This is a genomic window from Pectinatus frisingensis (genome assembly GCF_014076555.1).
In the GTDB taxonomy this organism is placed as follows: Bacteria; Bacillota; Negativicutes; order Selenomonadales; family Selenomonadaceae; genus Pectinatus; species Pectinatus frisingensis.
On sequence record NZ_CP045424.1, the window covers coordinates 194652 to 207167 of the forward strand.

The window sequence follows — 12516 nt, forward strand, 5'->3', positions numbered from 1 at the left end:
ATCTATTAATTATAGGGTATCATTGTTTCTTCAATACGATGCTTCCATTGTGGCGCATCCAATAATTTTCGATCCATATCGAAAGCTGACATAAGATTTATTAACTGAGTTGGTTTTGCTTCATCATTATCTTTAAATATTCCTTCAAAAAACAATTTGAACTGCTTTAATGAAAATGGAACAATATGCAAATCTAATTTATTTTCATCTTTTGTATACCAAACGCCATGCCGAAATGTTTCGACAGTATTTACATCAACATTACGTGCAATGAACAATCCATATACCGGTTTATTATATATTTGCATTGCATCTGCCAGATGACGTCGAACAGGTTCACCTTCCATTGCCTCTTGACGTGAATTTTCTGACATGGTGACTTCGATAATCAATACACAATCATCAAATTCTGCTACTAAATCTGGACGATTTCCCGGTGCTGTATTTACGGGCATAAAATCTTGATCCACTCTAAAACTTCTTACTTGATATGGTGCATTTTTTAAATGATCTATTGCTAGAATAGCCCGCCATATTACCCATTCTAAATATGCTGCCACCTCTTCTTTAGGTACTTTTATCATTTCACGATCATCGTCATATTCTTTGGTTCCACCACGTTTCATGATTAGTGACATATAATCACTAATTTCTCGCCATTCTGAGGCTTGCTGTTCTGCATATATCAATTCATTAGCTTCAGATAATTTAGCCTCTATACTCCGCCGCGCATTATTAATATCTATTGCAGATCCCATGGAATATTCTGATATATCAATCTCCAAATGTCTGGATTTATATTGAATAATTAAATCTTCTAAGATTTCTCTCGCCATATTAATATCATCAATAGGTAACTTAGGTCCCGTGCAAAGGATTTGATATCGTGATAATTGAGAATCCTCACTTAATAATTTTTTTGTTAATGTTATTGTTAATTTATGTTTTTCTTTTACAATTGCAATTCCTCGGCCTTTTCTCTGGATAATCCCAGAAGCTCTTAGATATCGCAAATTCATATCTCCATATTCTTTGAAATTCTCCGCTCTTTTAGGATAACGCTCTCCTAGTTTTTCATAAAGTTTTCTATCAAAAACTTTTTTTGCTGTGGATTTCTGCTTTTGTTTTCGTATCTTCAATATATCGTCTACAACAACCATTATATTATTTGATGGATCAGATGTTTGTATACATGTTGCGAACTCTACAAAAGATACCGCTGTGTTACCAGTTTTCTTTTCTAATTCCAATAAAACGGCTAACGTCCAACTAAGAGGTGAAAAATATTTTCCATTTTTTGCCTTTTTCATATTTATAATCATCGAGCGCAAAAAACATTCCTGTACTGCCGGAACAGTATTCGCTTTTAAAAAGGCTTCACCAAATGGTGTCAAGTGATCAATAGCACCTAAATCATTTTGCTTATCTTCTTTACAAAAGCCATATTTCACAGCCACTTCTGGGTAGGTAAAACCATTTTGGTTAAATACTAGCCGCCATTTACGACCATAACTTCCGGAAGAGTCTTTTCCAGCCTGATTATTTAAAACGCCTTTAGCTGACAATAAGCTCATTAACAAAGATGCACCTTCAACAGAACGTAATTTCCCCACTAAATCAGACTTTGCATAAACCATAAGTGCATCCTGTATTCTCATAGGATTACGAACACCCGTATTCCCCACTTGCCAAATCTGAATTTTACCATCCATATATTAATCCCACCTTAATATCCTATAAACAAATATTCCTGCACTTTATTACGGTTATCATGTATTCGTTCTCTTTGATTTCCAAAAGAATACCGATAATTTACAGGAACTACATCTACATGTTGCTTATAAATTTTCAGCATTGTTACAATCTCATCACGTGTGGGCAAACTATTAGATGAATATGATACTAATAAAATATTATCCTTATATTTCGCGAAAAGCATTGAAAAAGCATCAGCTGCCCCTTGTCGTTTAGAAAAAGGGGTTGGATAAGATTTAAACTTTTTTGTTTTTGTATTCTCCTGAAGTTCAACACCTTTCCAATCACGTGCCAGCCCTTCCACAAAATGATATCGACGTACATACTCATTATCTGATAGAGGCGAGTAATATGGTGGGTCGATATATACCAAACTATTTTTTATATTAGCTAATTCCAGAGCATCGCCATTGATAGATTGATTTTTTTTCCCGTTATCAAAAACTGAATTATTAATTGCCATAACAGCATCCAAAAATTGTTCCGCCATTGTCTTCTTTAAATCTTTTCGCCCATCATCGTAGCGAAATCCCGTGTAAGTAAAAATACCTCTTGGTCGTTTTTTAAAACAAGCTCTGATTAAGGCACTTCTGGCTATAGCATCTTCGTATGGATTACTCAAGGTTTTTATATTAGCCCGTATTCGATCAATTAATTGATTATCATCATCTGAAAAATATAAGCCTTGAAAATTATTGACCACAAAATGATCATTTTCTGAGTGACCCAGCAATAATTGTTTAGCTTTTTCTATCGATAAAATTGTCGCATTATTTTCTATCATGGCTTTTGTAAATGCAGCTGACATATGCATATAATCATTACTGATGACACGTTTTCCCTGTGCCTTCATCATATATCCAACAATACCACTCCCTGAAAACAAATCCACAGCTGTTTGGAAATCAAATTGTGATGCTATATTCCAAATTTCAGTAAGTAATTTACTTTTAGATCCCATAAATCTTGTTGTTGGGTACTTAGATACTTGGACTTTGTTAAACTCAGATGCCGTAATCAATGTTTCCATTTTTGTGGGTTCAATTGATATAATGGTATCCTCTCCATTCCTACCCTGACCATTACAGGAGATATATCGTTTTGCCGGAACAATATCTATTTTAAAATCATGATATAATTCATGTACCATAGGATGATTAGAATTTGTTAGTATAATTGAGCAACCTATATCTTGTAAATCCTTGACTTTATCCGCAAGATTAACTTGATCCTGTTTGCCAAATTGTCTTTTTGTATATCTTTTAAAATCCGCATATTTTGAAACAGGTATATAAGGGGGATCTAAAAAAACGAAATCGCCGAATTTTGCATACTTTGACAACACTTGCAGATAATCACTGCAAACAATTTTTACTTTCTGTAAAACTTGTGCAGCCGCACGTAAGTTATCCGCATTACAAATATTAGGTTTTTTGTAGTGACCGAAGGGAACGTTAAATTTGCCCTTCTTATTTACACGATAAAGACCATTAAAACATGTATGATTTAAATAGATCATTCTTGCTGCCGCTTCAGCTGGAGGAAGTCCTTGCCATTCCTGTCGTCGAACCGCATAAAACATTTCCTCTGTATTTTCATATCGTTCTAAATAATGAATAACATCTTCTACATGACTAGAAACTTGCTGATAAACATTTATCAATTCTGCGTTACTATCTGCAATAATTCCATTTGATGGTTGAACAGCAAAAAATAAAGCACCACCACCAATAAACGGTTCTATATAGTTTTTATATTGTCGAGGCATACGTGGAATAATTTCCTTCAGCAATTGCGTTTTGCCGCCTGCCCATTTCAATAATGGTTTAACTGTTATTTTCCTTAATTCCACTTCATATCCTCCTAAAGCACTTCCATAATATTCCTATGTGCTATCACATACATTTGTAGCACAATTAATTACTTAGCAAATGATTTGTAAAATAAAGCATCAATATACGATTCAGTGTTATCCACCGTTTTGCGATATAATATATTCAAGTAAGATTTTTTTTGACAAAAAGAAATCAAGAAGCTTTGCAAGTTTCCTAGTAGTTACATATTTACCATTATCTTCCTCAAGCATCTACTTCGACGATATAGAGCAGAGTTTTGAAGAAGAGATTGCCTTGAAAATCGACGAAGAACTAGATAACGTTCGCTTTATCACTGGCTATCTGTTGAAAATTGGGTGGATTGAAGAAAACAATACTGACGAGACCGTTTGTATAATCTTGCTAATCCAGATTGTCTAAAGTGTCATGGTACAAGTGAAGTTAATTTGTTGTAGGCAAACATATGCAATCATGTTTCTTGTTCCAAGTATACCACAAAACGTTTATGCACTCAGCATCGAAGTATGTTTGCGCTATTGCTTTTCATTTGGATATATTAAAAAATAATTACTTTATAATAGCGACTGCCCCTTCTATGGATGGATATGCTTCTGACGTGGCACCGCTTATAATAAATAATCTAAAAACTACTTATGAGAAAGTTGGCCGCTCGGCAGCTATTATCGGGGATACGGACATATTGAAAGATGCACCGCTCCATATAACTTCTGGTGCCGGTGATATTTTTGGCAAGTATATATATTTGATTGATTGGCCGCTGGCACATATAGTTACGGGTGAATATTATTGTAATTTTATTGCGCAGATTATGAAAGATGCTGTTAGTGAAGTCGCAAAAGCTGCCGATTCAGGTATTGCACAACGTAATGGTAACGCTATAGGAGCAGTAATGGAAGCAAAACCATCAGGTATAGAATATAGGACAATGCGAGTGGAAGACATGGTGGTTGTTGATATGAATGGCAATGTTGTGGAAGGAAATTATGCGCCGTCTTCTGATACAGATACACATATTGAACTTTATAAGGCCTGCCCCTATATAGGAGGTATAGTGCATACCCATTCGCGTTATGCAACCTCTTGGGCACAGGCCTGCGAAGATATTCCGGCACTGGGAACAACACATGCCGATGATTTTCATGGAGCTATTCCCTGCACCAGGGCAATGACACATGTTGAAATTGAGGGAAAATATGAAAAAGAAACAGGAAAAGTTATAGTAGAAACATTTCATGACAGAGATATTGATATGATGGCAGTACCTGGGGTATTAGTTCATTCCCATGGACCTTTTGCATGGGAAAAAGACCCGAAGACAGCTGTAAAAAAGGCTGTAATTCTTGAAGAAATAGCTTTTATGGCATATCATTCGGTTACTCTCAATAATAAACAAACAAAAATGCAGCAAGAGCTTTTAGATAAGCATTTTTTACGCAAACACGGTGCACATGCCTATTACGGGCAAAGAAGTAATGTATAATAAGTTAGTTTTATTTATCCTTATGGATTCAACCTGATTACAGATAATATAATGATTTTTGTAAACAAGGTGGGAATGGGCAGAATGTTTATAAACGAGGACAAGGCAGGAATAATCCGCAATATAAAAGTTTTTGCTCTGGATATGGATGGAACTGTTTATCTGGATGAGTCATGGATAGATGGTGCCAGAGAATTTTTGGAGAGAATAGAAGAATCAGGGCGCAGCTATGTGTTTTTGACCAATAATTCATCAAAAAATCCACAAAATTATGTCAAAAAACTGCACCGGATGGGACTGGATGTCGGTGAGGGAAAAATTATAACATCAGGACAGGCGACGATCTTTTATCTACAGCGTAATTATCCGGGGAAACGAGTATTTTTACTAGGTAACGATTTTTTAAAAGCAGAATTTGAACATAAAGGAATAATACTTGATGATGTGACTCCGGACGTGGTGGTCACGGCTTTTGATACATCACTGAACTATAAAAAAATGTGCCGGGTATGTGACTTTGTGAGAGCCGGACTGCCTTATATAGCAACGCATCCGGATTATAACTGCCCAACCAAAAATGGTTTTGTACCTGATGCCGGGGCTATACATGCTTTTATAAAAGCGTCCGCCGGAAGAGAACCGGACCATATTATCGGCAAGCCCAACAAAGAAATAATAAAATATCTGCTGGCGCGTATCGATAAGACCGGTGATGAAGTGATGATGGTGGGAGACCGGCTTTATACGGATATAGCGGCCGGAGTGAATAATGGACTATCCAGTATGCTGGTATTAAGCGGTGAGACAAAAAGAGAGGATATAGCAAGAGCAAAGATCAAGCCGCAGCTGGTTTTTGACTCGGTGAAAGAAATAATACCGTTTTTATGATAGTGTAATATCATTAGCATCAGAAAAAAGTAAATAATTTTGTGCAGCATAAAAATAACCTTTAATTATAAGAGCAATTATGATTAAAGGTTATTTTTTTTTGAAAAAGTGAAGTCGGCCGTTTAATTTATATGGAGCATAGTTATATCTTGTGAGCTGATTGATGCCCCTTAAAATAATAATGCTTTCTTTTAAGGGATTATTTATTGTATAGTAACAGATATAAAATAATGTAATAAAAAAAGTAAAAAAAAGTAAAATATAGAAAATAATGAAACGTGTAAATCTTTATTTAAACAATGAAAACGCTGTAAATAAAGGGAAAAACAAGTATAAAAAGTTTATTTACTTTTTTTTGGCATGAAGCTTGCTTATAAAAGAGACAGGAGGACGGACCTATGAAAAATGAAATCCAGAGATTGATTATGCAGGAAGATCATAATAATCCTTACAAGGATACGGATTTGGCAAAGCATTTTTCAATTAGCAGAGAATACGTGACGATTTTGCGTAAGGAATTGCAGATTTCTGATTCACGAGAACGAAAACAAAAATATATTACAGATGAGATTCAAGAAATTTTGAAAATCAGACCAGAAATTAACTTAAAAGAATTGAAAAAACTGTTGAAAAGCAAAGGTTATGCCATGTCTGATTATTTGTTGGGGAAATATCTGCAAAATATAGACAGGCAGCATATTCGCAAGGAAATGTTGTCAGATGAGGAGGATGAAAAACAAGAAAAGGATGTAAAAAAAGGGAGTCGTGCGTTTGAAAATCTTATTGGTGCACATGGCAGTTTATATGCACAAATACAGCAGGCAAAAGCAGGAATGCTTTATCCACCGCATGGTTTGCATTGCTTAATAGTCGGTGAAACCGGAGTCGGTAAATCTGAATTGGCAGAATCAATGTATAGATTTGCTTTGGAATCTACAAGTCTTCCAACTAATGCACCGTTCAATGTTTTTAATTGTGCTGATTATGCAGAAAATCCACAATTGCTGATTACTCAATTGTTTGGCTGTATCAAAGGAGCGTATACCGGAGCAACATTTGATCGTAAGGGATTGATTGAACAGACAGATGGAGGAATTCTTTTTCTTGATGAAGTACATCGTCTTTCATCAGAAGGGCAGGAAATGTTATTTCAGCTTATTGATAAAGGACATTTTCGCCGCTTGGGAGAAACAGATGCAATTCATAAGGCAAATGTTCAGCTTATTGCGGCCACTACTGAAAATATTGAAACCAGTCTTTTAGCTACGTTTAAAAGACGGATTCCCATGTTGATTTCTTTACCATCACTTGCGGAGCGGCCGCTTACCGAAAGATTACACCTTATTGAAAAATTTTTTAATGATGAAGCCACTAGAATGAATGCTGCCCTGCAGGTGGCACTCGATGCTATGAAGGCCTATCTTTTGTATGATTGCATGGGAAATATCGGGCAGCTTAAAAGTGACATTCAAGTGGCTTGTGCCAAATCTTTTTTAGATTTTGTAACACATAAAAATGAAATTGTGCATGTTGATGTATCTAATTTACCTCTTTATGTAAAGAAAGGATTGCTGAAACTGTCCGGCCGGCGTAAGCAGATCGACAGTCTGGTCTGGAAAGACGGTTGGTTTGAACCAGGTGCTGAAACCACAGAGTCTAAGATGCTTACAGAAGATGTGTATAGTTTTCCTAAGGAATTTTATATTTATATTGAGCAATTATATGATAATTATGAGAAACATGGAGTGGCCTCAGAAAAAATCAATCAGCTGATAGGTGCTGAAATTGAAAAGAAGCTGCAAAATATTATCGCACATAGTCAAAGACGTATGGCACCGTTAACTTTGGATGAAGTTGCTAAGGTGATTGGCAAAGATGTTATTGACTTGTCACAGGAAATTCTTCAAATAGCAGAAAAAGAACTAGGAGTATTTGATCAGTCTTTAGTGTATTGCCTGGCAGTTCATCTTAATGCCGCATTTACAAGGCTGGGGCAGGGAAAGAAAATTATTAATCCTAATCTTGCAGCGATAAAAGAAAAATTTTCACATGAATATGCAGCCGCTTGCAAAATGGCACTGGCTATTGAGCAGCACTATAAGATTGAACTGCCCGATGATGAAGTAGGTTATATAGCGCTTTATCTGCATAAGACAGAAACAGAAGAAGAAGGTCGGATCGGTGTTGTTGTGGCAGCGCATGGTGGTGTTGCCAGTGCTTTGCTGGATGTGGCATCAAGATTATTAAATGTGACTCATGGAAAATCCTTTAATATGAGTTTTGAACAAGATCCGACAGAGGCCTGTGAAGATCTGCAGAAAATAATATATGAAGCCGATGAAGGCAAAGGCGTGCTTTTGCTCGTCGACATGGGATCACTTCTCACCTTTGGTGAAATTATCCAAGCCAGAACCAAAATTCATGTGGAAACGATTTGCCGTGTAGATACTATGATGGTAATAGAAGCCTTGCGACGCAGTATACTGCCGGAAGCTACTTTGAGTAATTTGGTTAAAGCAATTGAGGGAATGCTGGAAACATTTCCTAAGGTCCCTGTGGGGAAAACCGCCAGAGGAAGAAAACGGCGGGCTATTATTACAACATGTTTTACTGGAGAGGGAGCAGCTGTTTATTGTTCACAGCGGCTTAGAAAAACTTTTGGGCAAAAAATAAATGATATTTCTTTATTGCATATGGGGATAATCGGGGAAAATGATATTGATCAGCAGCTTGCTGATATTATGAAGCAATATGAAGTACTGGCGATTGTGGGAAGTGTTAATCCTAAAGTTGAAAATGTACCATATATTTCCTTACGTGAACTCATGACGCAAGAAGGAATCACGCTCTTATCAAGAATAGTCAGCAGTTCGGCAGTTACTACAGGCACTTTGCAGACCAAGGCAGGGGAAATTCCTGAAGCTGTAAAATCAATGGAAATTTTAATATTGCAGGGGAAAAATACTAAAAATCAAGTAATTCACGAAATGTGCAAATATCTGATAGGAAATGATTATGTTGAGTCGGATTATGAGCAGGCTGTTTTAAAACGTGAGAAATTAGGTCCATTTTTGGTCAATAATAAGGTAGCCTTGCCGCATGCAGACAGCTCTTATATAAAATCTTCGGTTATATTATTTGCTAAACTTGCAAAACCGGTACTTTGGGGCAACAAACAATCAACAACACTTATTTGCATGTTGGGATTGGATATAGATGGTAAGGATAGTGTGCAGTATTTGTATGAAAAGTTTCTTGATGAAAATATTATTAACCAATTGGAAACAGCTGAAACAGAAAAAGAACTAAGGGAGGCCTTGATTGGCAATGCAGGTTACAGTAAATGAAAAATTAATCCTATTGGATTTAATGGGAAAAGACAGAGAAACTTTACTTGGAAAGATGGCAGACAATCTTTGTGAAAATGGATTTGTAAAAAATACTTATAAAGATGCTATTTTGGCACGGGAAAAGATATTTCCAACAGGATTGCCCACACAGCCATACGGTGTAGCGATACCTCATACTGATATTGAACATGTAAATACACCGGCAATTAGCATAGCACGATTTAAAGAACCGGTAGAATTTACCATCATGGGGGAAAAAGATGTCACAGTCCCAGTGAAGTTGGCATTTATGCTGGCTATGAAGGAAAAACACACACAGCTTGATATGCTGCAAAAATTGATGGCAGTTTTACAAAATGAAGATGCATTGAATTTTTTGGCTGCAGAACAAAACAGTGTATCAATCAAAACATTCATACAAGAAAAATTGGATTTGAAAGGATAAAATAAAATGGCAGAAAAATTAGTATTAGTGGCATGCGGTACAGGCATTGCCACATCAACAGTTGTTTGCAAAAGAGTAGAAGAATTATTAAAAGAAAATCATGTTTCAGCAAAAGTAATTCAGTGTAAAATCTCTGAGGTCGGCAGTTATGAAGATCAAGCAACACTGCTGGTGACAACCACTATTCCACCACGTGAATATAAGATGCCGCTTGTCAAAGCATTAAATTACCTAACGAACATGAATACTGAGAAAACCGACAAAGAAATACTTGATGTATTGAAGTAAAAAAAACTTGATTCGCCAAATAAATTATAATATTTCATATTTTAGGAGGAGACGTTAATGGTTTTAGATGTAGTGCAATTTATATTAGGACTCGGGCCAACAGTAATGTTGCCGATAGTTATTACGATCATTGGTATGGCATTTGGGCAGGGCTTTAAAAAAGCATTTCGTTCGGGGGTTACGATCGGGGTCGGTTTTGTCGGCATTAATCTGGTTATTGGATTACTTACTTCAAATCTTGGCGACGCCACTCACCAAATGGTGACACGCTATGGTTTAGCGTTGAATATTATTGATGTAGGCTGGCCGGCGGCAGCAGCTATGACGTGGGCATCACCAGTTGCGGCATTTATGATACCTATTTGTATGGTGGTTAATATCGCAATGTTAGTCACAAAGACAACAAATGTTGTTGATATTGATATTTGGAATTATTGGCATTTTGCGGCAGCGGCAGCGACAGTTTTTGTACTCACTGAGGGAAATTGGATATTTGCTATTTTGGCTGGGATTATTTATGAAATAGCGGTACTAAAAATTGCTGACTGGACTTCACCGATAGTAAAGAATTATTTTGGGATGGAAGGTCTTTCTTTCCCGACAGGGTCAACTTGCGCACAAGGGCTTATTGGTATCCCGATTGTAAAAGTTATTAGTAAGATACCTGGTATAAGAAATTTGCACGCGGATCCGGAAGCAATTCAAAAACGTTTTGGTATTTTTGGGGAACCTCTTATGATGGGTTTGATTCTTGGTATCTTATTAGGTATTTTAGCGGGCTATCCAATAGGTAAAATTCTTCAAATCGGTATTATTATGGCTGGGGTCATGTTCTTAATGCCGCGCATGGTTAAAATACTTATGGAAGGGCTTATACCAATATCAGAATCAGTTAAAGATTATTTGCAGAAAAAGAATTTTGGCAAGGACAGAGAACTTACAATCGGTTTGGATGCAGCAGTGGCAGTTGGACATCCGGCAGTCATAGCTACGGCTCTTGTACTTGTTCCATGCACATTATTTCTTTCGGTTGTTATTCCAGGAAATAACGTGCTGCCCTTTGGTGACTTGGCAACAATTTGCTTTTATGTAGCATTTATTGTAGGGGCTGCGAAAGGGAATATTGTTCATTCTGTTTTAGCAGGCATGGTTGTAATGGGATTGGCACTATTAATGGCTACAAATATAGCTCAATTCCATACTTCAATGGCTATTGCGGCACATTTCCAGATGCCGGAAAATACTACGATGATATCTAGTCTTGACCTTGGTGGTAACTTCCTGAACTGGATTGTAATTAAGATTTTCCAACTTATTTGATTTTATGTATAACGATATGAACAGGTGGCTGCGGGGCTGGTCCCTGCAGCACTGTTTATGTTAAAACACATTAATATATTCTGAAAGGAACTTTTATGATGAAAGCTTTAGTTAAAATGCAGGCTGGTGCGGGTAATTGGGAGGTTATTGATAAACCGGAACCAAAGATTAATGATGATCAGGTCAAAATTAAAGTAGAGTATATCGGTGTATGCGGCAGTGATATTCATACGTATGAAGGTCACTATAATGTTAATGCAGCTGGGCTGACAATAGGACATGAGTTTGCTGGAATCGTAGCGGAAATTGGTAAAAATGTTACCAATGTTAAAGTCGGCGATCGAGTGACATCGGAAACAACTTTTTATGTATGCGGTACATGCAGATATTGTCAGGCACAAGAATATAATCTTTGTCCGCATCGCAAGGGACTTGGAACACAACAAGATGGTGCTGCAGCCGAATATGTGATAGCGCGGAAGGAGAGTGTGCATATCCTGCCGCAGAATTTGTCTACGCGTGAAGCTTCAATTGCTGAGGCCGCGGCTTGCGCTCATCATGGAGTTAATAAAGCTCAAATTACAAAGGGTGATATTGTACTGGTTTTGGGGCCTGGTCCTATAGGATTATTGACAGCACAGGTGGTTATGGCACATGGCGGACGAGTTGTCATGACAGGGTTAACTCAGGATGCTGGTCGTTTGCAGGTCGCTAAGGAAAAATTTGGCGTCGAATATATAGTTGATGTTCAAAAAGATGATCCGAAAAAATTAATTGACGAATTGACGGATGGCTATGGAGCAGATATTTGTTACGATTGCACCGGAGCAGTCCCTTCAATGCATCTTGGCATGAATCTTTTACGCAAAAAAGGACAGTACGTGCAAATAGGACTTTTTGCCAAAGATGAAGTATCGGTTGATTTTTCTAAAATTATCCAAAAAGAACTTGTGGTTTCTGGAAGTCGCAGCCAGAATACATACGATTGGGAACCTACTTTGCGGTTGATGAGTGAAAGGAAAATCGATGCAAATAAAATGATTACACATGAAGTTCGCATTGATGAATGGGATAAAGCGTATGATCTCATAAAAAGTGGTCAGGCAATAAAAGTTGTAATGAAACCTATTTGAT

At 36.9% G+C, this 12516-nt stretch carries 9 protein-coding genes; 7 read left to right on the forward strand and 2 right to left on the reverse strand.

The features are described 5' to 3' along the window. Positions 1-5: 5 nt before the first annotated feature. Positions 6-1712, reverse strand: coding sequence for an AlwI family type II restriction endonuclease (locus tag F8M42_RS00905; protein ID WP_182187558.1), 1707 nt, complete (start codon positions 1710-1712; stop codon positions 6-8). A gap of 14 nt (positions 1713-1726) precedes the next feature. Next, a complete protein-coding gene (locus tag F8M42_RS00910; protein ID WP_229711380.1) occupies positions 1727-3607 on the reverse strand; it encodes a Dam family site-specific DNA-(adenine-N6)-methyltransferase in 1881 nt (626 codons plus the stop codon). Between the two features lie 446 nt (positions 3608-4053). On the opposite strand from F8M42_RS00910, the gene araD reads away from it, so the two are divergent. The 7 genes from araD to F8M42_RS00945 all read left to right on the forward strand — a co-directional run bounded on the left by araD (position 4054) and on the right by F8M42_RS00945 (position 12515). Beyond that, positions 4054-5091: an L-ribulose-5-phosphate 4-epimerase AraD gene (araD, locus tag F8M42_RS00915; protein ID WP_229711381.1), complete on the forward strand. Its 1038-nt coding sequence runs from the start codon at positions 4054-4056 to the stop codon at positions 5089-5091. Between the two features lie 84 nt (positions 5092-5175). Beyond that, positions 5176-5979 (forward strand): HAD-IIA family hydrolase, encoded by an 804-nt coding sequence (locus F8M42_RS00920; protein WP_182187560.1) that lies wholly within the window; start codon positions 5176-5178, stop codon positions 5977-5979. Positions 5980-6377: 398 nt separating this feature from the next. Beyond that, the gene (locus F8M42_RS00925) at positions 6378-9326 is read left to right on the forward strand and encodes a sigma 54-interacting transcriptional regulator (RefSeq protein ID WP_182187561.1); all 2949 of its coding nucleotides are present in this window, start codon (positions 6378-6380) and stop codon (positions 9324-9326) included. After that, positions 9307-9774: a PTS sugar transporter subunit IIA gene (locus tag F8M42_RS00930; RefSeq protein WP_182188572.1), complete on the forward strand. Its 468-nt coding sequence runs from the start codon at positions 9307-9309 to the stop codon at positions 9772-9774. Before F8M42_RS00925 ends, F8M42_RS00930 begins: the two co-directional genes overlap by 20 nt. A 6-nt stretch (positions 9775-9780) precedes the next feature. Then, a complete protein-coding gene (locus tag F8M42_RS00935; protein WP_182187562.1) occupies positions 9781-10062 on the forward strand; it encodes a PTS sugar transporter subunit IIB in 282 nt (93 codons plus the stop codon). Positions 10063-10119: 57 nt separating this feature from the next. Then, on the forward strand, positions 10120-11382 hold the full coding sequence (locus tag F8M42_RS00940; RefSeq protein WP_182187563.1) for a PTS galactitol transporter subunit IIC: 1263 nt from the start codon (positions 10120-10122) through the stop codon (positions 11380-11382). A gap of 98 nt (positions 11383-11480) precedes the next feature. Continuing rightward, positions 11481-12515, forward strand: a complete 1035-nt coding sequence (locus F8M42_RS00945; protein ID WP_182188573.1) for a zinc-binding dehydrogenase — start codon at positions 11481-11483, stop codon at positions 12513-12515. The last annotated feature ends 1 nt before the right edge of the window (position 12516 follow it).